Annotated in this window: 17 protein-coding genes; 8 read left to right on the top strand and 9 right to left on the bottom strand. The window is 68.7% G+C overall.

Annotated features, from left to right (window positions below; all coding sequences use genetic code 11):
- Window positions 1–88 precede the first annotated feature (88 nt).
- The 3 genes from IT182_00945 to IT182_00935 all read right to left on the bottom strand — a co-directional run bounded on the left by IT182_00945 (window position 89) and on the right by IT182_00935 (window position 3,000).
- Window positions 89–550, bottom strand: coding sequence for a PEP-CTERM sorting domain-containing protein (locus tag IT182_00945; GenBank protein MCC6161901.1), 462 nt, complete (start codon window positions 548–550; stop codon window positions 89–91).
- A gap of 270 nt (window positions 551–820) precedes the next feature.
- On the bottom strand, window positions 821–2,182 hold the full coding sequence (locus IT182_00940; protein MCC6161900.1) for a Gfo/Idh/MocA family oxidoreductase: 1,362 nt from the start codon (window positions 2,180–2,182) through the stop codon (window positions 821–823).
- A gap of 80 nt (window positions 2,183–2,262) precedes the next feature.
- Window positions 2,263–3,000: a DUF1080 domain-containing protein gene (locus tag IT182_00935; protein MCC6161899.1), complete on the bottom strand. Its 738-nt coding sequence runs from the start codon at window positions 2,998–3,000 to the stop codon at window positions 2,263–2,265.
- 217 nt (window positions 3,001–3,217) lie between these two features.
- On the opposite strand from IT182_00935, the gene IT182_00930 reads away from it, so the two are divergent.
- Window positions 3,218–4,027 carry a class I SAM-dependent methyltransferase gene (locus tag IT182_00930; GenBank protein MCC6161898.1) on the top strand — a complete coding sequence of 270 codons (810 nt, stop codon included), beginning with the start codon at window positions 3,218–3,220 and terminating at the stop codon, window positions 4,025–4,027.
- Here IT182_00930 and IT182_00925 read toward each other — a convergent pair.
- The 3 genes from IT182_00925 to IT182_00915 all read right to left on the bottom strand — a co-directional run bounded on the left by IT182_00925 (window position 3,997) and on the right by IT182_00915 (window position 8,096).
- Window positions 3,997–6,486 carry a serine/threonine protein kinase gene (locus IT182_00925; GenBank protein ID MCC6161897.1) on the bottom strand — a complete coding sequence of 830 codons (2,490 nt, stop codon included), beginning with the start codon at window positions 6,484–6,486 and terminating at the stop codon, window positions 3,997–3,999. The two genes, IT182_00930 and IT182_00925, sit on opposite strands and share 31 nt — an antisense overlap.
- On the bottom strand, window positions 6,467–7,051 hold the full coding sequence (locus tag IT182_00920; protein ID MCC6161896.1) for a sigma-70 family RNA polymerase sigma factor: 585 nt from the start codon (window positions 7,049–7,051) through the stop codon (window positions 6,467–6,469). The genes IT182_00925 and IT182_00920 overlap by 20 nt, the downstream gene beginning before the upstream one ends.
- 94 nt (window positions 7,052–7,145) lie before the next feature.
- Window positions 7,146–8,096 (bottom strand): MBL fold metallo-hydrolase, encoded by a 951-nt coding sequence (locus IT182_00915; protein MCC6161895.1) that lies wholly within the window; start codon window positions 8,094–8,096, stop codon window positions 7,146–7,148.
- A 147-nt stretch (window positions 8,097–8,243) separates the two neighbouring features.
- Here IT182_00915 and IT182_00910 point away from each other — a divergent pair, with 147 nt between their 5' ends.
- The 4 genes from IT182_00910 to IT182_00895 all read left to right on the top strand — a co-directional run bounded on the left by IT182_00910 (window position 8,244) and on the right by IT182_00895 (window position 15,292).
- Window positions 8,244–9,176, top strand: coding sequence for a hypothetical protein (locus tag IT182_00910; GenBank protein MCC6161894.1), 933 nt, complete (start codon window positions 8,244–8,246; stop codon window positions 9,174–9,176).
- Window positions 9,177–9,391: 215 nt separating this feature from the next.
- Window positions 9,392–10,801 carry an NADP-dependent phosphogluconate dehydrogenase gene (gene gndA, locus IT182_00905; GenBank protein MCC6161893.1) on the top strand — a complete coding sequence of 470 codons (1,410 nt, stop codon included), beginning with the start codon at window positions 9,392–9,394 and terminating at the stop codon, window positions 10,799–10,801.
- Window positions 10,802–10,852: 51 nt separating this feature from the next.
- Window positions 10,853–11,929 carry a sugar kinase gene (locus tag IT182_00900; protein ID MCC6161892.1) on the top strand — a complete coding sequence of 359 codons (1,077 nt, stop codon included), beginning with the start codon at window positions 10,853–10,855 and terminating at the stop codon, window positions 11,927–11,929.
- A 33-nt stretch (window positions 11,930–11,962) separates the two neighbouring features.
- Window positions 11,963–15,292, top strand: coding sequence for a DUF1553 domain-containing protein (locus tag IT182_00895; protein MCC6161891.1), 3,330 nt, complete (start codon window positions 11,963–11,965; stop codon window positions 15,290–15,292).
- Window positions 15,293–15,299: 7 nt separating this feature from the next.
- On the opposite strand, the gene IT182_00890 is transcribed toward IT182_00895, so the two are convergent.
- Window positions 15,300–16,853 (bottom strand): PAS domain S-box protein, encoded by a 1,554-nt coding sequence (locus IT182_00890; GenBank protein ID MCC6161890.1) that lies wholly within the window; start codon window positions 16,851–16,853, stop codon window positions 15,300–15,302.
- A 144-nt stretch (window positions 16,854–16,997) separates the two neighbouring features.
- A complete protein-coding gene (locus IT182_00885) occupies window positions 16,998–17,573 on the bottom strand; it encodes a C-type lectin domain-containing protein (protein ID MCC6161889.1) in 576 nt (191 codons plus the stop codon).
- 108 nt (window positions 17,574–17,681) lie between these two features.
- Here IT182_00885 and IT182_00880 point away from each other — a divergent pair, with 108 nt between their 5' ends.
- Both IT182_00880 and IT182_00875 read left to right on the top strand, forming a co-directional pair.
- The gene (locus IT182_00880) at window positions 17,682–18,320 is read left to right on the top strand and encodes a DUF305 domain-containing protein (GenBank protein ID MCC6161888.1); all 639 of its coding nucleotides are present in this window, start codon (window positions 17,682–17,684) and stop codon (window positions 18,318–18,320) included.
- A complete protein-coding gene (locus IT182_00875) occupies window positions 18,317–20,149 on the top strand; it encodes a hypothetical protein (GenBank protein MCC6161887.1) in 1,833 nt (610 codons plus the stop codon). The genes IT182_00880 and IT182_00875 overlap by 4 nt, the downstream gene beginning before the upstream one ends.
- A 36-nt stretch (window positions 20,150–20,185) precedes the next feature.
- Here IT182_00875 and IT182_00870 read toward each other — a convergent pair whose 3' ends face one another.
- Entirely contained in the window at window positions 20,186–21,013 is an 828-nt protein-coding gene (locus IT182_00870) for an alpha/beta hydrolase (GenBank protein MCC6161886.1), read from the bottom strand.
- 108 nt (window positions 21,014–21,121) lie between these two features.
- Between IT182_00870 and IT182_00865 the strand changes: the two genes are divergently transcribed.
- Window positions 21,122–22,624 (top strand): glycoside hydrolase family 32 protein, encoded by a 1,503-nt coding sequence (locus IT182_00865; protein ID MCC6161885.1) that lies wholly within the window; start codon window positions 21,122–21,124, stop codon window positions 22,622–22,624.
- The last annotated feature ends 1 nt before the right edge of the window (window position 22,625 follow it).

The raw sequence follows: 22,625 nt of genomic DNA, 5'->3' as shown, positions 1-22,625 counted from the left end.
CCGGCGGCGGGACGAGGAGCCGAGGAGACGAGGAGACGAGGAGACGAGGAGACGAGGGGAGACGGACGGGCCCGGTGGCCGCGGGCGACTATGGGCGGCGGCGCAGCGTGTGCGCGGCGCCGAGCAGGGCCGCGCCGAGCAGGAGCAGCGAGCCTGGCTCGGGCACGGCAGTTGCCCTGCTGGAGACGCTGTTGTCGAACCGGAAAGCGAAGCTGGCACTCGGGCCGGCCACCTCGGTCGACCCCGGACCCGCGAAGGCCCCGACCAGTTCGTCGTCGCCGTAGAACGGCAGTTCAGCCCCCCAGGGCAGCCCGAAGTGCTGCTGGTCGGCGGCCAACTCGATGGCTGTTCCTGTGTTGGGGTCGCGCGCCATGCTGACGGCGTCGGGATCGAACGTCGAGGTCACGATACCGTTCGAGCCGCTGCCGAAGCCGGGCATGAACCAGTTGTAGTCGTCGGGGCCGCCGCCGGGAACGGTGTACGGATCGGCGTGGGCCGTGGCCGCGGAGAGACCGAGAACGAGAAGCGATGAGAAGAGCGTGCGCGTCATGAGCCGTTGACTCGTGTGCGGCACACCCTCGGACGTCTGCCCGAAGGGTACCGAACCGGTAGACGGCGGCTGGGGCACCGTCGAACTGCCCCTTTGTGTAGCGAGGACCGTGCCATGGGCGCGGCCCTCGTCGTTTGTCGGCTATTTCAATGATTTCACGGGCAGGCGGCCGGTTTGTCGAAGCAACAGTCGCCCATGGGGCCGACTTTATGGCCTCGCGGAGACGCCAGGGAGATGCAGGGGCGACGCATGCGTCGCCCCTGCGCGGGGTCACTGGCGGCTCAGCTCATACGCCTGCATGATGGTGGCGTACTTCGTGATCATGTTCGGCACTTCCCAACCGGGGAGTGCGCCGGCCCTGAGGGACGAGAGGTAGTGCTCGGTGACCTGTCCGAAGTGCGCTTCGTGGCCCACGTTGTAGCTCGCCGGCACCTCCATCACCCACCGATTCCCATCGCGTGCCACCGACACGCCCGGGTACGTCGTCTGGATGGCGGCCACGGCGGCGTGCAGCGCGGTTTCGTGCTCGGCCACAGGGACCGCCTCCACGCGCTCGACGTACAGCTTCGGCGCGTAGCCCTGCTCGGCACCCTGCCGGATCACGAGGTTGGCGCGCGTGCCCCGCATCATCGAGAAGTGCGTGTCGCCCGCGCCGGCGGGAGCCTCGAAGTTCCACACCACCGACACGCGCGCATGGACGTCGCGCAGGCGATACGTGAACGCGCCGTTCGAGTAGACGTGCAGCACGTTGTTCTTCACGGCCCCCGACAGGTACGCAGGGAACGACTTCGCGTTGGTCACCTTCGCGAACTCCGCGCGCGTGACCGGTGTCGTCCACCGTCGTGCCTGGAGCACCGTGACGTCCGAAGGCGACAGCGTTTCGTCGGGGAACACCGCCCACTGGACCAGGTCCACCAGGTGTGTCGTGACGTCGATGATCCCTTCGCCCTGCTGTTCGACGTCGAAGAACCACGCCGGCCTGATGAGCGGCGATCCGGAGACCGTCTTGGAGAAGTGGTGCACGCTCTCCTTCGTGATCGCCGGTTCCTCCGGCGTGCCGCGCTGCAGTTCGCCGAAGAGGCTCGACACGCGCGAGAGCGCGCGCTGCAGGAGGCTCGTGACCTCGAAGCGCTCCGTCATGATGTCGTAGAGCAGCACGCCCTTGTCCTTCGCCACGGCGAAGGCCTGCTCCAGCGTCTTCAGGTCGGCGGGCGTACGCGCCATCGGCTTGTCGGCGAGCACGTTGAAACCCGCTTCGACGGACCGCAGGATGTACTCCGCCTTGCGCGCGTTGTTGCCGGCGATGACCACGATGTTGCCCGGGCGATCGGCGAGCATGCGGTCGAGGAAGTCGGCGCTCGTGTGGACACGCTCGTCCCAGTGCGTGGGATTCTCCGCGCGCGCGTTGTAGCCGGTGATGCGCGCGAGGTGCTGTTTCAGCTCCTCGCCCTCGGGCGCGAAGACGTGCACCACCGGATCGACGTCGGGGTACATCGACTTCTGCACGAGCGCGGCGTGGAAGTGGCCCGGGTCGAGCGTCATGAGGCGGAACCCGCCGGGCGCAGCGGGCGCTTCGGCTGGCGTCTCCGCCGGAGCGGGCTCGGGCTCGTCTGCGCGGCCGCAGCCCGCCATGAGCGCGGGCACCGACAAGGCACCGGCGGCCATCGCGCCGTGCTGCACGAACGCGCGACGCGACAGCAGATCCTTACGACTCACGGCAGCTCCCTCACGCGGATGTTGCGGAACTCGACGGGCGATCCTTCGGCCTCGAGGCACAGGAACCCGGTACGCGGGTCGGCGTTGCGCCCGCCGGACACCTCTTCGCCGTTCACCCAGAGCCGGATCTCGCCGTTGATGCCGCGGACGTAGTAGTGGTTCCACTCGCCCACGCCACGGCTCAGTTCCTTGCGCGGGAAGCTGCGCGATCCGTCAGGCGATCGCGGCTCGAAGTTGTCCAGCTTCGAGTTGCCGACGGGGAAGATGTCACCGTTGGTCGTGAACCAGCCGTCGGGTTTGCCGCCGCTCTGCTTGCGGAACCATTCGCGATAGCCGTGGTCCAGCATCTGGATCTCGATCCCGTAGCGCGGCAGCCGATCGGGCGGCAGCCCGTCGAGCGCCTTCATCGGCACCCACGCGAACACGCCGGAATTGCCGGCCGACTTCATGTGCCGCCACTCGATCACCAGCTCGAAGTTGAGGAACTGATCGCGCGTGCGCATCACGCCGATCGGCACGCCCGTCGACTTCAGCAGGTCGCCCTCCCACCTCCACGTGTCGGCATACCCGTTCACCGGCGCGAAGTCGTCGGGCCCGAGCGTGCGCCATCCCGGCCCCGTGCCGTCGATGAACGCACGCGGCGTCGTGGAGGGTGTCTGACCGGCGAGCCCGACTGGCAACGAGCCCGCCAGCATCAGGGCGGCGAAGGAAAGCAGGAGCGGCGGCGTGCGCATGATGAGCGACGGTACGGTGAGCGGGACATTCAGTCAATGCCGCGCTGCTGCGCTGCCGGAAACGCGGAGGATGACGAACGACGAATGCGCAATGACGAAACGCCGCGAGCTCGGCCGATGTCGGGATCCGGGCGCCGTTTTCGATGACTCCTGTGCGGCCCCTTCGTGGAGTCGTTTCATTCGGGACCGCATCGGTCCCTGTACCAAGGAGTCATTCATGAGCTCGAAGATTCGTCCACACAACATGCAGGCGGCAGGCGTCTGGAGCCGCGGCGGCGGCGCGTACGACCAGATCAGCCGCGGGATCGCCGATGCCATCGAGCACACGGTTCTGCGTCTGGACCCGATCCATGGCGAGAAGATCCTCGACCTGTCCACGGGAACAGGATGGGCTTCGCGCGTGGTGGCCCGTCGCGGGGCGCAGGTCATCGGCTGCGACATCGCGGAGGAACTGCTCGAGACGGCCAGCGCCCGGGCGCTGGCCGAGAAGCTGTCCATCGACTACCAGATCGGCGACGCCGAGCAGCTTCCGTTCGCAACGAGCGAGTTCGACGCCGTGATCTCGACGTTCGGCGTGATGTTCGCGAGCCGGCCCGAAGCCGCGGCGGCCGAACTCGCGCGCGTCGTGCGGCCCGGCGGGCGCATCGCCCTCGCGACGTGGTCGCCGGATGGCACCGTCTTCGGCATGTTCCAGGTCATGAAGGCGCACATGGCCGTGTCTGCCACGCCGCCACCTCCGTCGCCGTTTGCCTGGGGACGGACAACGCGGATCGAGGAACTGCTCGGCGCGGCGTTCGAACTGCGATTCGAGCCTGCCACGTCGTACTACCGCGAGCCGAACGCCGCGGCGGCGTGGTCCACGTTCTCGACGGGATACGGCCCGACGCGGACGCTCGCGGAAAACCTGAGTACCGAGGCGCGTGAGGAACTCCGCGAGGACTTCATCGCCTATCACGGGCGGTTCACGAACGCGCTCGGCATCTGCGTGCCGCGCGACTACTGGGTCACGATCGGAACCCGACGCTGAGCCTCCGGCGTCGGCGCCTCGCGCGCGGGCGTCGCAGCCCTTCGTGTTCCGGTGGCGGCCGCGAGCAGTGCGTTCGCGGCCGCCATGTCCCAGTCGTCGCTGGCCATGGTGCGCCGTCGCGCCGGGACCACGAGAGGCGCTCGCGATCGTGCGGTGACGGCCTCCGCAAGGCGTGGAAGCGCAGCCGCGGTCTCGCCCATGGCCACGTACGCTGCGGCCCTGTTGAGCGCGTAGATCGCCACGAGTTGATGCTCGGGGCCCAGCACGGGCTCGACGATGGCGAGCGCACGATCGAGCGTGAGCGCGGCATCGCGTGGACGCCCGAGCGCCATCTCGGCTCGCGCGAGGCTGTTGAGCGTCGTGGCCACCGTCGGGTGCGACGGTCCCATCGTCGACTGCTGCATGCCGAGTACCGTGCGAAGCTCGCGCTCCGCCTCTGCCCAGTTGCCACGGCCAGCCGTGACGAGTGCAAGGTCGTGCAGCGTGGTGGCGGTGTTGGGATGCGTGGCGCCTCGCGTCTGCCTGTTCGTCTCAAGGCTCAGTCGGAGCAACGCGTCGGCTCCATGGACGTCGCCGGCGAGCCGCAGCACCGACGCAAGGTCGCTCTGACTGACGGCCGTCTGGGGATGCTCCTCGCCAAGGACGGCTCGCCGGATGGCAAGGGCTTCGCGGTGCAGCGCTTCAGCACGGTCGGACAGTCCCTGGTCCTGGTACACGCGCCCGAGCTCGGCGAGCGTGATGGCCACGTCGGGATGCCGCGCGCCGAGCAGCGCGCGCTGACGTACCAGCGCCCGTTCCAGAGTGCGCGCTGCACCGGTGTAGTCGCCCTGATCCACGAGCACCACGCCCAGTTCGGCAAGCGCGCTCGCGCCGGCGCCCGGATCGGCGTCGGCCGCACGCGAGGCGTTGTCGACGGCCTGCACGAGGAGCGCCTGCGCCTTGTCGTACTCGCCCAGGCGGCGGTACGTGCGTCCCAGCAGCCCGAGCATCTCGGCCTGCAGTCCAGGTTCGTTGGCCAGTTCGCGCCGCACGCGATCCGCGCCCTCGTCAAGCATGCTCCGCATCGTCGGCTCTCCGGCGCCGCTGCGAATCGCGTACGGGTCGGCACTCGTCAGCACCGACATCAGCATCTCGCTCACCTTTACCGCCTTCGCGGCCTCGCGCTGCGCCCGGTCGCGTTCGGTGGCGAGGCGGGTTGCGTAGAGGAGTGCCATCGACACGAGACACACGACGGCGATCGCGACGCCGGCGACGCTGCGCACGTGACGTCGGAGGAAGCGGCCCGTACGGTATGCGACGGCGCCACCGCGTGCGGCGATCGGCTCTCGGTCGAGATACCGCCGGATGTCGTCGGCAAACGCCGCCACCGAGACGTAGCGCTGCGCCGGGTCGTTCCGCAGCGCCTTCGCGACGATCGTGTCGAGATCCCCGCGCAACGCGCGACGCAGGCGTGCGGTGCCGGAGCCGCGACGGGGGGCGTGTCCGGCAACCTCCTCGCTCCGGTCATCGATGACGGCCATCGAGACCGGCGGCGGCTCCTCGTCGAGGACGGCGCGAACGAGCGACGCCGACGCGTTCACCCTTCCGCCGGCGGGATGCCGGCCGCTGAGCAGCACGTACAGGAGGACGCCGAGCGCGTACACGTCGGTCGCCGTGGTGACGCATCCGCCGGCGAGTTGCTCGGGCGCCGCGAACGCCGGCGTCAGGGCCCGTCTGATCTCCCGCGTGAGCGGTCCCGCGACCGGCTCGTCTCCGTCAGACGCGCGCCGCACGAGTTGCGCGATGCCGAAGTCGAGCAGCTTCACGCGTCGGTCGACGCTCACCAGTACGTTGCCCGGCTTGATGTCGCGATGCACGATGAGGTTCGCGTGCGCGTGCGCGACGGCGGCGAGCACGTCGAGGAACAGGCGCAGGCGCGACGCGACGTCGAGCCCCTGCTCGTCGGCGTAGCGATCGATCGCCTGACCTTCGACCAGTTCGAGCACGAGATACGGCTGGCCTGTCGGCGAGACGCCGGCGTCGATCAGGTGCGCGATACCCGGATGCGTGAGGCGCGCGAGGATCGTGCCTTCGCGCCGGAACCGTTCCTCGCCCGATCGTCCGATCAGCGCAAGGTCGAGCAGCTTGATGGCGGCCTGGCCTTCGAAGCGACCGTCGCAGCGCTCGGCCCGCCACACCATGCCGCTGCCGCCCTGCCCCAACAACTCGACGAGCCGGTATGCCCCGATCACCTGGCCGGTCAGCGGCGGAGTATCGCTCGTGAGGGTCTCGAGCGCCGTGCCCTCGAGAAAGCCGGTGTGCGAGCGATCGAGCAGGAGCGAGCGGAGATCCCGGGCCAGTAGTGCGTCGATCGCCTCGAGCGAGGCAAGCCATGGGCCGCGCGCCTCGGGTGCGAGGTCGAGCGCCCGATCGACGTACGGGCTCAGGACGTGCCAGCGATCACGCGGGAACGGCAGCATCGGCGGGAGTGGCGTGGGGGTGCGCCTGCGCGATGGCGTAGTGCAGATAGAGCCGGCCCTTTTCCCAGGCGCGCTGGATGGTGCGCTCGGACACGCCGCGCATGCGCGCAATCTCGCCGAAGGAGAAGCCGCAGAAGAACTTCAGCTCGACGATCTCGGCCAGCGCCGGATCGGCCTGCGCGAGCGCGTCGAGCGCGTCGGCGACGCGCAGCACCTGGCTCGTGTGCGCGAGCACCGGTGCGTGCCGCGTGTCGAGTGCCGTGATGTGGAAGTCGCCGCCGTGCTTGCCCGATCGCAGTCGGCGGATGTCGTCGACGATGATGCCGCGCATCACGCGGGCGGCGTATGCCATGAACCGTGCGTGATCGACGAAGACCGTGCCTTCGCGCGAGGACATGGACAGATACGCTTCGTGCAGCAGCGTTGTCGCGCTGAACCCGCCGAATGGCTGGCGTCGCCTGACCTCTCGCCGCGCGAGGCGGTGCAGCTCGGCGTACAGCGTGCTGAACAACTCATCAGCAGGCATGCCTGCCTTGACGGCCGCGTCGGCGAATCCTGACGTCACGTCGCTGAAAACGAACCCGCGGTGAGAGACCGAACGGGGGCTGACGATTGGGGAATGGCTGAGCCGCGTCCTTACTGCTGCGAGCGAAGCGATCTCAGGACAGGATCGCCGTTTCGCCGATCGCGCGCAGCGCGAGTCGATCGTGTTCCTTCGCGAGCATCGCTTCAACGCGTTCCAGCGGTTCGTTCACGGGTTCGCGACTCAGCTTGAACGACAGGTGATGGATGGGTACGAACAGCCGGGCACCGGCGGCGTCGGCCATCTGCACCGCCTGTTCGGGCGTGCAGTGATTGCTGAGCCACGGGTTGTACGCGCCGATGGGCATGACGGCGGCATCGAAGGGACCGTGACGCCTGTGCGCACGGAAGGCCGGGGTCTCCGCGGTGTCTCCACCGAGGATCAGGCGCCGCCCCTCGCGCTCGACGATGAAGCCGGTGTAGCCGCGCCAGGTGTCGCGCTGGACGCGGGCGCCCCAGTGGCGGACCTCGATCGCGCGCACGAGAGCCTCACCGCGCGGCGTGCGCACGCGTACCGTCTCGTCCCAGCGCAGCTCGTGGATGCCGGCCGTGTCACGTCGCGGCAGGAGATCGGACGTGCCGTGGGCCATGACCACGACCGGCTTGCCCGGCACCGCGGCGAGCGACGGCGTGTCGAGGTGATCGAAGTGGGCGTGGGTGACCAGGACCAGATCCACGTGCGGTACGGCACCGGGTGCGAGCGCGCACGCCGACAGGCGCAGCGGACCGAGCGTGCCGACGCCGACGGACATGCCGATCCTGTTGAAGAACGTCGGGTCCGTGAGGATGCGCAGTCCGTAGAAGTCGACGAGCACGCTGGCGTGCCCGAGCCATGCCAGGGTGATGGCGTTGGCATTCCACGTCGCCGGCGTTGGCGTGAACGCGGCGGATGGCACGTCCTGCCCGATCTCGGCGATCCGGCCCCTGATGAAACGGGCCGCCCAGGACTCCGAGAGGCTCGCCCAGGCGGCGGTCCCCGTCGTGGCGGCAAGACCCGTGGCGAGAAAGGTTCGTCTGGTGTGGCGCATCAGGACTACTGACGCCGCAAGAGGACGGCGCGTTCCGTCCGGCCGGTGTCCGAGGACGCCGGTCACCGGCGATGCGCGATACACTGCGGAAATCCTCGATTCGGAGAGCTGGCCCGCGAATTGAATACTCACGGGCAGGAGCGTCCCATGATGTCCAGACAAGTGGTCACCGTAGCAGTACTCGCAGGGTTGCTGGTGGCGTCGCCCGCATTGGCGCAGCGACAGCGGAATCCCGGTGGGGACGGCGGATCCCGAGGCGGCGGAGGTGGCCGCCCGAGCGTCAGTCGGGATGGGGGCGGTGGTCGTCCGAGCGGCGGACGTTCGTACGGCCAGCCGCAGCAGCGCCAGTCGGCGCCCCAGGTTTCGCGTCCATCGGCCGGACCGCGTGGCGGCTCGGGCCGGTACGCCGCGCCTCGAGGGGACGGCGGACGCGGGTACTACCAGTCAGCGCGCCCAGCCACGCCCCAGTACTCGCGTCCCGGTTACGGCGTGCGCGGGGATCGCGGTCGTCCGGCGTACGCGCCGCGTCCCGGCTACTCGGCGCGCTCCGGCTACTACGGTCGTCCCGGGTACGCCGCTCGTCCGGGCTACGCGGTCCCGCGTGCGTACGTCTCGCCGCGCGCCTACAGCTACGGCTACTACGGCCGTCCGCGCTACGTGGCGCCGGGCTGGCGTGGGCCCTGGAGCTACAGCGTCATCTCGCCGCGCTTCATCTACCCGCGCGTGCTCGGCTTCGGGTACTGGCAGCCGTACTATTACCGCCCGAGCATCGGCGTCGGCGTCTACTACGGCGATGACGGTCTCTACCCGTTCGGCACCGTCCCGACGACGTACTACGACCCGACTCCGGGCGTGACGTACGGCGGACTGCGGATCACCGATGCGCCTCGCGACGCACAGGTCTTCGCCGACGACAACTACGTGGGCATCGTCGACGACTTCGACGGCGTCTTCCAGCACCTGAACCTGGAAGCCGGCCCCCATCGCATCGAGATCCACTCTCCTGGGCTCACGCCGATCGCCTTCGACGTGGAGATCCCACCGGGGCAGACGGTCACGCTTCGCGCTGAGATGCGGTGAAAAGGGAAAAGGTCAAGGGGTAACGGACAAGGGCAGCGAAAAAGGCGCAAGGGGCAAGACGAAAGAGGACAGAGGGAAGGCCAACGGTGCTCGCACACCGCTGCCACAGCCTTCCTTCTCCTTCCTTCGTCTTGCCCCTTGTCTCTTTGCTCCTTGTCTCTTTGTCGCTGTCCTTGTCCGTTGTCCCTTCCCCTTTTCTCTTTGACAGGTTCACAATGTGCCCCGTGGACATCGCCGTCATTGGCCTGGGTGTGATGGGGGGCAATCTCGCTCGCAACATCGAGAGCCGGGGATTCTCGGTCGTCGGGTACGACCTCGATGCGGCGAAGACGCAGGCGTTTGCCGTGGGTGACGGGCGGCGCGTCGTCGGGGCGTCGTCGGCGGCGCACCTGGCGGAATTGCTCGTGCGGCCACGCAAGGTGCTGCTGATGGTGCCGGCGGGCAAGCCCGTCGACGAGGTCATCGCCCACGTCACGCCCCACCTCGAGCCCGGCGACATCGTGATCGACGCGGGCAACTCCTTCTTCAAGGACACCGATCGCCGCGAAGCGGAACTCGCGGCGCGCGGGCTGCTCTACCTCGGCACCGGCGTGTCGGGCGGTGAGGAGGGCGCGCTGCGCGGCCCCGCGATCATGCCGGGCGGATCGACGGCGGCGTGGGAGGCCGTGGCGCCGATCCTCGAGGCCATCGCCGCACGCGCCGAGGACGGACAGCCGTGTGTCGGTCACGTCGGCGCCCGCGGGGCCGGGCACTACGTGAAGATGGTGCACAACGGCATCGAGTACGGCGACATGCAGCTCATCGCCGAGGTCTACGACGTCTTCAGTCGCGGCCTCGGCCTGCGAGCGCCGGAGATCGGTGCGCTGTTCGCGGAGTGGAATCGCGGCGAGTTGAAGTCGTACCTCGTCGAGATCACCGCCGCGGTCCTTGCGCAGGTCGACCCCGAGACCGGAGGCCCGCTCGTCGACGTGATCCTCGACGAAGCGCAGCAGAAGGGCACCGGCAAGTGGATGAGCCAGAACTCGTTCGACGTCGGCGCACCGATTCCCACGGTGAACGCGGCGGTGGATTCGAGGCTCATCTCCGCCCAGAAGAGCGCACGCGTAGCGGCAAGCAGCGTGCTCACGGGGCCGAGCGCCGCGTTCAGCGGCGATCGCGCCGCGCTCATCGACGCCGCTCGACAGGCGCTCTACGCGAGCAAGGTGTGTTCGTACGCGCAGGGGATGGCGCTGCTGCGGATGGCGTCGGCCGAGTACGGCTACGACGTCGACCCCGGCGAGGTGGCGCGCATCTGGCGCGCGGGCTGCATCATCCGCGCGACGCTGCTCGAGGACATCCGCGCGGCGTTCGCGCGCGACGCGTCGCTCGTCAACCTGCTGATGGACCCGTCGTTCAGTGCCGCTGTGGCCGAGCGTCAACAGGGCTGGCGTACCTTCGTGCAGACCGCGGTCGGCCTTGGCATCCCCGTGCTCGCCACGGGCGCGTCACTGGCCTACTACGACGCGTTCCGCAGCGCGAGGCTGCCTGCCAACCTCACGCAGGGCCAGCGGGACTACTTCGGCGCGCACACGTACAGGCGCACCGATCGCGACGGTTCGTTCCACACGCAGTGGGCCGATGCCTGACGCACGAAAACCGTCGGCCGAATGCCGACCCTCTCCCTGAACCGATCGCTCATGACTCTCTCCGTCCCCGCGCAAGGCTCGCTCGATCTCGTCTCTCTCGGCGCCATCATCCACAGGCTCGATCCCGGTCGCGTCCCGTTCAGGAAGGCGCGCTCGCTCGACATCCACGTGAGCGGCGGCGAGTTCAACGTCGCGGCCAACCTCTCGGACGGCTTCGGGCTGCGCACGGGGATTGCGACGGCGATGGTCAGATATCCCGTCGGCGACCTCATCGCGGAGCGCGTCAGGGCGATGGGCGTCAAGCCGTTCTACAAGTACTTCGATCACGACGGCGCGCGCGGGCCGAACATGGCCACCGTGTACAGCGACCAGGGCATGGGCGTGCGCCCGCCGGTGGTCTTCTACAACCGCGCAAACGAAGCGGGAGCACTCCTGAAGCCCGGCGACTTCGACTGGGCCGCCATCTTCGGCGAGGGCGTCCGCTGGTTCCACAGCGGCGGGCTCTTCGCCGCGCTGTCGGAGACGACGGCGGAAGTGATCATCGAAGCGCTGCAGGCCGCGCGCAAGGCTGGCGCCGTCACGTCGTTCGACCTGAACTACCGCGAAAAGCTCTGGAAAGCGCAAGGTGACGTGTCGCGCGCCGCCGGGGTCTTCTCGCGCATCGTCGAGCACGTGGACGTCCTGGTGGGCAACGAGGAAGACCTGCAGAAGGCACTCGGCGTGAAGGGCCCTGAGGCGGGCAAGGACTCGGCGCTCGACACGAGCGCGTTCTTCGAGACCATCCAGCAGGTCGTGGACAAGTACCCGCACATCAAGGTGGTGGCCACGACATTGCGCGAAGTCCACACCACCAATCGCCACAGCTGGTCGGCTGTCGCGTGGTTCGGCGGCGAGCGCGTCACGGCACCCGTGATGCAGCTCGACGTGCTCGACCGCGTGGGCGGTGGCGACGGATTCGCGTCAGGGTTGATTTACGGATTGCTCTCCGGCGAATCCCCCGAGCAGAGCGTCCGCCTCGGCTGGGCGCACGGCGCCCTCATCACCACGTTCCCCGGCGACACGACGATGGCGACGGTGGAGGACGTGCGTGCGCTCGCGAAGGGCGGTTCGGCGCGCATCCAGCGGTAGGAGAAGACCGGGCAACAGGGAAGGCGTGAACGAGTGACCACCAGCAAGAAGGTCATCGTACGGTGCGTCCTGGCCGCGGTGGTGGCCGGCGCGACCGCCGGCTGCGGCGTGCCGGGGCCAGCCGTCGAAGGACTGCCCGAGCGCGTGGACTTCGCGCTGCACGTCAGGCCGCTCCTCTCGGACAGGTGCTTCATGTGCCATGGCCCCGACGAGGCGGCGCGCAAGAGCGAACTGCGGCTCGACGTCCGTGACGTCGCGTTCGCGCGCCTGTCGTCGGGCCGCACGGCCGTGGTGCCCGGCCGCCCGGGCTCCAGTGAGCTCGTGCGCCGTATCCTCAGCGACGACCCCGCCGTACTGATGCCGGCGCCGGCGTCGCACCTCACGCTCACCGATTACGAGAAGGCCCTGCTCGTGCGCTGGATCGATCAGGGCGCCGAGTGGACGCCGCACTGGGCGTACACGCCGCCGTCGATGCCGGAGGTGCCCGCCCTGCCCTCGCACGATTCCGCGAGCAACCCGATCGACGCGTTCGTCAAGGCGCCACTCGCGTCGAAGGGGCTGTCGCCGCAGCCGGAGGCGCCGCGCGACGTCCTCATCCGCCGCGTGACGCTGGCGCTCACGGGCCTGCCGCCCACGCCGGCGGAAGTCGACGCCTTCGTGAGCGACGCGTCACCGAACGCCTACGAGTCGCTCGTCGATCGCCTGCTCGCGTCGCCGGCCTATGGCGAGCGGATGGCCGCCGAATGGCTCGACATCGCGCGCTTCGCCGACACGCACGGCTATCAGGACGACGTGCCGCGCGACATGTCGCCGTGGCGCGACTGGGTGATCCGCGCGTTCAACGACAACATGCCCGTCGACAGGTTCATCACCTGGCAGATCGCGGGCGACCTGCTGCCGGATGCCACGCGGGAACAGCGCCTCGCCACCGCCTTCAACAGGCACCACATGCAGAGCCAGGAAGGCGGCATCGTACCGGAGGAGTACCGCGTGGAGTACGTCGCGGATCGCGTGCAGACGCTCGGGCGCGCGTTCCTCGGCGTGACCCTCGATTGCGCGCGCTGCCACGACCACAAGTACGACCCGATCAGCCAGAAGGAGTACTTCCAGCTCTTCGCGTTCTTCAACACCGTCAACGAGTCCGGACAGGCGCCGTACTCGGGCATGGCGAGCCCCACGGTGATCCTGCCGTCGTCCGAGGCCGAGACGCGACTCGCGGATCTGCGCGCCAGGCGCGCCGGGCTCGAACCACAGGTCGCCGTCGAGGCTCCCGCGTACGACGAGGGCTTCGCGGCATGGCTGCGCACGACGAAGGGGACAGACCGCCTGCCCGCCAACGATGGCCTCGTGGTGCACCTGCCGCTCGACGACATGCGCCCGGGACGCGTGCTCGTGAAGGACAGGAAGGGAAACAGCACGCTCGTGCCGATGAAGACGTTCGTCAACACGGGCTCGGCGGCGGGGCCGGCGTTCCTCGGCGGCGACGAGGATCGCGCGCCCGTGACCGTGCCAGGTCGCATCGGCGGTGCACAGCGGTTGCGCGGCGACAGCGAGATCAAGGCACCGCAGGACGCGGCGTTGTTCGACAGGCACGAGCCGTTCTCGCTCGCCACGTGGTTCCGCATGGACGTGGCGGGCACGGCGGGTCCGTTGATCACGCGGTCGGGCAGCTTCGCGAACGGCTATCGCGGGTACCTCGTTCGTGTCGAATCCGACGGGACCGTGACAGCGGCGCTGCACCACGTTGCGCCTGATGACTCGATCGAGATCAGGAGTACGGAGGCCGTTGCACCCGACCAGTGGCGTCACCTCACCCTGACCTACGACGGATCGAGCCGCGCGGCGGGGCTTCGCCTGTTCCTCGACGGACGGCCGCTCGCCACGCGCACGCTCGTCGACAACCTCCACCGCAGCCTGTTCAACAGCGGCATCGAAGGGCGACAGATGTCGGGCGCACCGCTCGGCCTGCGTCTCGGGAGCGTCGGCGAACTGAGCAAGGAATCCCTGCGCGACGTGAGCGTCGACGACTTCCGCGCGTACGCCAGGCAGTTGAGCGCCGTCGAAGTCGCGGCACTCGCCGGTCGCGACGACGCGCTCGCGAGCCTCATCGCAAAGGTCCGGGCATCGGGCACCGGGCATCTGACACCGGGGTCGGTGAACCTGTCGGCCGACGAGCGGGCGGCGCTGCGCGAGCACTACGTCCTGCGCGTCGACAAGGCGCACCGCGAGCGCCTCGCCGAAATCACCACGATTCGCGGAGAAGAGAACGCGATCCTCACCGCGCAGCCCAGCGTCATGGTGATGCGCGAACAGGCGACGCCGCGCAAGACGTTCCTGCTCGCGCGCGGTGCCTACGACGCACCAACCGAGGAAGTCTCCCCGGGCACGCCGCAGGCCATCATGCCGTTCCCGGACGACCTGCCGCGCAACAGGCTCGGCCTCGCGCGGTGGTTGCTCGCTCCGTCCAACCCGCTCACGGCTCGCGTGTTCGTGAATCGCTACTGGGCGCAGGCGTTCGGTCGCGGGCTCGTGGCGACGGCCGAGGACTTCGGCAGCCAGGGCCGGATGCCCAGTCATCCCGAACTCCTCGACTGGCTCGCGACGACGTTCGTGAAGTCGGGCTGGGACGCCAAGGCGACGCAGCGGCTGATCGTGACATCCGCCACGTACCGCCAGGCGTCGGTGGCCGACGAACAGGCGCGTGGCATCGATCCGGACAACACATGGCTCGCGCGCGGGCCGTCGTTCCGCATGTCCACCGAGCAGATACGCGACAGCGCGCTGGCGGCCAGCGGGTTGCTCGTGCGCCACATCGGCGGTCCGAGCGTGTATCCCTATCAGCCGCCCGGCGTGTGGGAAGCGCTCGCGGCAGGCTCGACGTATCCGCAGTCGAAGGGTGAGGCGCTCCATCGGCGCAGCCTCTACACGGCGTGGAAGCGTGCGGCACCGCCGCCCTCGGCCACGGCGTTCGACGCATCGGAGCGCCTCACCTGCATCGTCACGCGGCAGCGGACCAACACACCGCAGCAGGCGCTCATCCTGATGAACGATCCGCAGTTCGTGGAGAGTGCCCGGGTGCTCGCGGAGGATCTCGTTCGCAGCGACGCGTCGCCGGCCGATCGCGTGACGATGGGGTTCAGGCGCGTGTTGTCGCGCACGCCATCATCGTCCGAGGTGGACACGTTGATGCGGCTTCACGCGACCACGCGTCAGCGGTTCGTATCGGATGCGCACGCGGCGAAGGCACTGCTCGGCACCGGCGAACGGCCACCCGACGCGGTGCTCGACGTCGTTGACGTGGCGGCGTGGACCGTGGTGGTCAACACGATCATGAACCTCGACGAAGCCGTGTTCTCGCGCTGACGGCGCGTCACTGCAGGACGTCGCGCACCTTGCGTGCGAGGGCCTGCGGTGTGAACGGCTTCTGCAGGAAGGCTTCGGCGCCGTTCGGCCCCCCGACGTCACTCGTGTATCCGCTCATCAGCAGCACACGCATGAGCGGATACTGTCGCTTGAGCATCCCGGCGAGATCGCGGCCGCTCGTGACGGGCATGATGACGTCGGTCACGAGCAGGGCCACGCCTGCGAGTGTCTCGGGTGCGAGACTCAACGCCTCGCGCGCCGACGCTGCCTCGATCACCTGGTACCCCTGCATCTCCAGCGCGAGCCGCGCGAAGCGGCGCACGGCGCCCTCGTCCTCCACGAGGAGCAGGGTCTCGTGTCCACGCGGCGTCGCCCGCCGTGAGCGCGACTCTCCGGGTTCCACGTCGCCGTCGACTGCCGGCAACACGACGTGGAAGGTGGATCCCCGGCCGACGGCGCTCTCGACGGTGATCGTCCCGCCAGCCTGCCTGACGATGCCGTAGACGGTGGCGAGGCCGAGCCCCGTCCCCTTGCCGACGGTCTTGGTCGTGTAGAACGGCTCGAAGATGTGCGACAGCACGTTCTCGTCCATGCCGTCGCCCGTGTCGGCCACGGTGAGGCGCACGTAGCGGCCCGCCGGCAGGTCCAGTGGTTGCGCGCACGGCGACGCGGGAACGCGCACCTCCGATGTCGCGACGCGCAGACGTCCGCCGGCTGGCATCGCATCGCGACCGTTCGCGACGAGATTCATCAGCACCTGTTCGAACTGCCCCGGATCGATGCGGATGGTGGGCAGGAACGATGCGAACTCCGTCGACAGATGGATGTCCTCACCTACGAGGCGTCGCAACAGGCGCAGCGCCGACTCGGTCGCGCGATTCAGATCGATCACGCGCGGTTCCACGACCGCCTTGCGGCTGAACGTGAGGAGCTGTGCCGTCAGCGCCGCGGCGCGCTCGCCAGCGTCGCGGACGGCTTCGAGCGCCTCCCGCTGCGTGGCGTCCGCCGGCGCGTTGTCGAGCAGCAGGGTCGTGTAGCCGTTGATCACCGTGAGCAGGTTGTTGAAGTCGTGCGCCATCCCGCCGGCCAGCCTGCCGATGGCTTCCATCTTCTGCGACTGCCGGATCTGCTCGGCGAGTCCCTTCTCCCTCTCCTGCTGGGCGGTTTCGGCGTCCTTGCGCGCCGTGATGTCCTCGGCGATGCCGAGGATGCCCACCACGGTCCCATCGTCTGCGCGCAGGGGGCGGATGCTGGCGTCGAGCCACACGCGCGTGCCGTCCTTGCGGTAGTCCTCACACTCGCCGTGCCACTCGTTGCCGGCGAGTATCGAGCGCATCTGTGCGGCCACCGCCTCGCGCTCGTGCTCGGGCAGACGTTCGACGAGAGGGCGGCCGACGCGTTCGTCGGCCGTCCATCCGAAGACACGCGTCGCGCCGTCGTTCCAGTACGTGACGGTGGCGTCGGCGTCGGTGACGACAACCGCTTCGCGGAGGGCGGAGACGAGCAGGTCCGCGAAGGACGAGGGGTGATCCGGCCACGCAGACGCGCCGGGATGGCTCATGGCAGGGCGAGTATAGCCCTTGTGACCTCGGCTGTAGCGCATGGCGGCGCGACGACGTCCGCGAAGGCAGATGCCCGCCAACGACAACGGCCCGAGTCCGCGAGGGACCCGGGCCGCGTGGCTCTGCAGTCGCAGGCGCGTGTCTTACCGTCGACGCCGGGCCACGCCCATGGCGAGGGCACCGAGGGCCAGGAGAGTCAGGCTGGCCGGCTCGGGCACGCTGGTGGCGGCGTTCTTCTCGAGGACATAGCCGCGAGCGAACTGATAGTAGCGGTGCAACTCGTTCGGCGCGTCGTTCCACCCGTACCCATCGCGCAGGTCATACGCCAGGTAGTCCTCTTCATCGTCGCCGTACGCGGCGTTGTTGGGCTCTCCACCCCAGAAGTTCGTGTACGAAAACGGAGTCCCGTCCACCCAGGTGAAGGGGCCGGTCCCGACATTCTCTGCGCCAATCCAGTAGTGCGATCGCAAGGCGACGTTCGTCGGGAGCAGCAACTGGACGAACGCGTCCTCTTCTGCGCTGCCGATCGTCGCCAGGTATCCCCCGGCGGCGGTTGCCGCGACCTGTGCCGCAGTCCAGGTGATGCCTTCGGCTGCGACCACCTCGTACCAGTGGTCGTTCCCGCCGTCGACGGTCTTCCACTGGATCGGTGCCGCCACGGCGGGTGCTGCCTGAATCAACACAGCGACGGTTGCCGCCGCGAGTACGTGCTTGAACATGAGGGTCTCTCTCCGGCCGAAAAGGAACTTCCACAAGTGGTCCTGCGCGCGCACGAGCGCGTATCAGACGAGTGGGAGCCGACCCATGTTTCGTGACACCATCAATACGTGTCAAGCACAGCCGTATCGGCCCTGGCCTTGCTGGCAGCCCTTTTCGTCGCTCCTGTCGTTGTCGGCGCGCAGGCGCCTCGTATCGTCCAACCGGGCGCGCCGGGACAGCCCACGCGCGAGATCAGCGCGGACGAGGCGACCGACACGCACGGCGTGCGGCATCGTCCTGCCGACACGGCGTTCATGCAGGGCATGATCGGCCACCATGCGCAGGCGCTCGAGATGGTGGCGCTCGTCCAGACGCGCACCATGAACGACGATCTGAAGCGGATGGCGCTGCGGATCGACGTGTCGCAGCGCGACGAGATGCAGATGATGCGTGAGTGGCTGGAGCATCGCGGAGAGCCGCTGCCCGATCCGCACGCGCACCACATGGCGCACGGACAGATGCCCGGGATGCTCACGCCCGCGCAGATGGCGCGCCTCGCCGCTGCGAAAGGCCCGGCCTTCGATCGCCTGTTCCTCGAAGGCATGATCCAGCACCACGAAGGCGCCTTGACGATGGTGCGGGAGCTGTTGGCGGCACCAGGCGGCGGACAGGAACCCGAGATGTTCGACTTCGTCTCCGACGTGGAGGCGGATCAGTCGATGGAAATCGCGCGCATGCGCGCGATGCTGAAGGAGCAGGGAAGATGAATCGTGTCGTTCGTGTACTGGCCGTGGCGACCCTCACGGCCACGATTGTTGCGCCTGCCGCCGCGCAGACGTCCTCGTCATCCACCGATCCGCGCGTCGGGTTGAAGGCCGGTCTGAAGGACGCCGGCGTCGCCGCTCGCGGAATCGAGCTGCTGGCCAACGTACCCAAGCCCCAGGGGTTTTTCGATCCCAAGGCGCCCGCCGGCGAGCCGAATCCGCGGATGCCGGACGAGGATGGGCCCCCGGCGAACGCCAAGGCGAAGAAGCCTGCCGCGAAGCCGAAGACGCCGCCGCGCCCGTGGGGTGGGCTGAACTTCGCCAACTCCGATCTGGCCTTCAGCGGGAATCACCTGTTCGTCGGGAACTTCAGCGGCTTCAACGTCTACGACATCAGCAACCCGGCGAGCCCGGCGCTCGTGACCTCCGTCGTGTGCCCGGGCGGTCAGGGCGACGTGTCGGTACACGGGTCGCTGCTGTTCATGTCCGTGGAGCAGACGCGCGGGCGGCTCGACTGCGGCGTGGGCGGCGTGGAGGATCCGGTCAGCAAGGATCGCTTCCGCGGCGTGCGCATCTTCGACATCAGCGACGTGAAGACGCCCAAGCAGGTGGCGGCCGTGCAGACATGCCGAGGCTCCCACACGCACACGCTGGTCACCGATCCGAATGATTCGGCCAACGTCTACGTGTACGGATCCGGCACCGCCGGCACGCGCTCGGCCGAGGAACTCGCCGGGTGCTCGGGCAAGGAGCCCGGCGAGGATCCCGAGACGGCGCTCTTCAGCATCGACGTGATCAAGGTGCCGCTCGCCAGCCCGCAGGACGCGCGCATCGTGGCGCGGCCGCGCATCTTCGCCGACGAGAAGGGCAACATCGCCGGCCTGTGGGCCGGCGGCGATCACGGTCCCGGCACGCAGAAGACCGCGGTGACCAACCAGTGCCACGACATCACCGTGTACCCGGCTGTCGGCCTGGCGGCCGGTGCCTGCTCGGGCAACGGCATCCTGCTCGACATCAGCGATCCGGCGAACCCGAAGCGCCTCGACGCCGTGGCCGACAAGAACTTCGCGTACTGGCATTCGGCGACGTTCAACAACGACGGCACGAAGGTCGTGTTCACCGACGAGTGGGGTGGCGGCATGCGTCCGCGCTGCCTGGCCACCGATCAGCCCACGTGGGGCGCCAACGCGATCTTCGACATCGTCGATCGCAAGCTCGTGTTCCGCAGCTACTACAAGCTGCCCGCGCCGCAGACTGCCACGGAGAACTGCGTGGCGCACAACGGGTCGCTCGTGCCCGTGCCCGGACGCGACCTGATGGTGCAGGCCTGGTATCAGGGCGGCGTGTCGGTGATGGACTTCACGGACTCGGCCAACCCGAAGGAGATCGCGTTCTTCGATCGCGGACCGCTCGACGCCAAGCGGCTCATCACGGGTGGCTACTGGTCGGCGTACTGGTACAACGGGTACGTGTACGGGTCGGAGATGTCGCGCGGTCTCGACGTGTTCAAGCTGACGGCGAGTGACGTCCTCACGAGCAACGAGCTCGACGCCGCGGGGAAGGTGCACGCGAAGAGCTGGAACGTGCAGCACCAGGACAAGGCGACGTGGCCGGCCGACCGCGCCGTTGCGCTGGCGTACGTCGATCAGCTGGTGCGATCGGGTGCCGTGCCGTCCGACCGCGTGGAGATGCTGCGCGGCCTCGTGACGAGCGGCGAGGCGAGCCAGTTGTCGATGGTCGCCGATCGCATCAACGAGCGCGCCGCCACGCTGTCTGGTGCCGACGCCACCCGCATGAGGGCGCTCGCCGCCCTGTTGCCATCGCTCAAGTAGAGGTTCCGTTGGAGGCCAGGGGTTCCAACCCCTGGCTCACCGCTCGAGGAACCCGAGCATCAGGGCGTTGAGCTCGGCGCCGTGCGTGGCGTTCAGCCCGTGCGGCGCGCCCTTCACCACTTCCAGCTTCGCGCCGCGGATCATCGCCGCGGCGCGCGCACCGGACACCTCGAGCGGCACGATCTGGTCCGCGTCGCCGTGGATCACGAGCGTCGGGACGTCGACGGCCGCGAGGTCCCGACGGAAGTCCGTGCGACCGAACGCGTCGATGCAGTCCTGCGTGCCCACCGGCGACGCGACCCATGCGATCGACTTGCTGTACGCGACCACATCGTCACTCGGCGTTCCGGAGCCAGGCGTCCAGTTGAAGAACGGCTTCATGAACGACTCGAGGAACGCGATGCGATCCGACGTGACGCCGGCCTTCATTCCATCGAACACGCCGCCGTCGACGCCCTCGGGGTTGTCGTCGGTCTTCAGCATGAACGGCGTCACGGCGCCGATGAGGATCGCGCCCCTGACGCGCGACGTCCCGTAGCGCCCGATGTAGCGCGCCACCTCGCCGCCGCCCATCGAGAACCCCGCAAGCGTCACGTCGCGCAGGTCGAGCGCGGTGATGAGGTCGTTCAGGTCCGACGCGAACGTGTCGTAGTCGAACCCGCCAGCTGGACGGCCCGACTCCCCGAACCCGCGCCTGTCGTAGGCGATGCACCGATGGCCCGCTGCCGCGAGCGCATTCACCTGCCCTTCCCACATGCGATGACTCAGCGGCCATCCGTGAATGAGCACGATCGGCGCGCCCTCGCCGCGCTCCTCGTAGTGGATGGTGGTGGTTGGCGTGGCGGTGGTGGTGATGACTGGCATGGCGATACAGGCACCGTACCGCATCACCGCGCCATCGGTCGAGCACGTGCATGGCCGCATCACAGCCGTTGTACGCTGTGCGCACCGATGCGCATGTACGCCCCTCTCGTGGGTCGCTTCGCCGTGATCGCCACCGTAGGCGTGAGCGTCGTTGCGGCTCAACCGCAGCCGCGGCCCTACACGGAGCCGCTCCGGCCGCGCATCCATTTCACGCCCGCGCGCCACTTCATGAACGACCCGAACGGGCTCGTGTACTACAAGGGCGAATACCACCTCTTCTACCAGCACAACCCGCAAGGCCCCACATGGGGACACATGTCGTGGGGACACGCCGTGAGTCGCGACCTGCTGCACTGGCAGCACCTGCCGCTGGCGCTGGGCGAAGAGAACGGCATCATGATCTTCTCGGGTAGCGCGGTGGTCGACCACCGCAACACGAGCGGCCTGTGCCGCGTGTCCGGCGGCGACCCCTCATGCCTCGTGGCCATCTACACGGGGCACAGCCGCGACACGCAGACGCAGAACCTCGCCGTCAGCCAGGATCGCGGGCGCACATGGCAGAAGTACGCGGGCAACCCCGTCATCGACATCGGCCTGCGGGAGTTCCGCGATCCGAAGGTGTTCTGGCACGCCCCGACGGCGCGCTGGGTGATGGTGGTGGCGCTCCCCGATGAGCACAAGGTTCGGTTCTACGCGTCGCGCGACCTGAAGGCGTGGACGTTCCTGAGCGACTTCGGGCCCGCCGGTGCGACTGGCGGCGTGTGGGAGTGTCCGGACCTCATGCAGGTGCCTGTCGAGCACGATCCCACGCAGTCGCGCTGGGTGCTCGACGTGGACGTCAACCCCGGCGGTCCGCAGGGCGGTTCGGGTGGACAGTATTTCGTGGGCGACTTCGACGGCACACGCTTCGTGAGCGACACGCCGGCGTCAGCGGAGGCGCTCTGGGCCGATCACGGCAAGGACTTCTACGCGTCGATCTCGTTCTCGGATCTGCCGTCGCAGGACCGCGGCCCCATCTGGATGGGATGGATCAGCAACTGGCAGTACGCCAACGATGAACCGACGATGACGTGGCGGGGCGCGCAGTCGATCCCGCGGCGCCTGCGGGTGCGCCGTACGCCTGACGGCTGGCGCCTCCTCCAGCAACCGGCCGGCGGTCTCGGCACCCTGGTGGCCGGTGACGCGCGGAAGCATCAGGAGTTGCGCAGCACCCCGCTCCCGTTGCCCCCCAGCGCCGACATCACGTTCGTCGTCACGGCCGGAGATACGGAGGACGTCGGACTCCGCTTCAGTAACGACAACGGCGAAGAGGCGATCGTCGCGGTGAGCGCGGACCACAGGACGCTCTCGATCGACAGGGAGCGGTCCCGCCTCGGCGAGTCGTCGAAGGGCTACGCCGAGCGTCACACGGCACCCCTGCGGCCGTCGGCCCAGATCCCGATTCGCGTGATCTTCGACGTCTCGGTCATCGAGGTCTTCGCCAACGAAGGCGAAACCGTCATGACCGACAGGGTCTATCCGACGCGCCCGTTCACCCGCGTGGAATGGCTCGGCGGTCGTCGTCCCGCCAGCGGCGCCACAAGGCTCCTGGCGCTCGATTCGGCGTGGTGAT

This window comes from Acidobacteriota bacterium (assembly GCA_020845575.1).
Taxonomy (GTDB): Bacteria; Acidobacteriota; Vicinamibacteria; order Vicinamibacterales; family Vicinamibacteraceae; genus Luteitalea.
This window is presented reverse-complemented; position numbering and strand designations above follow the sequence as displayed.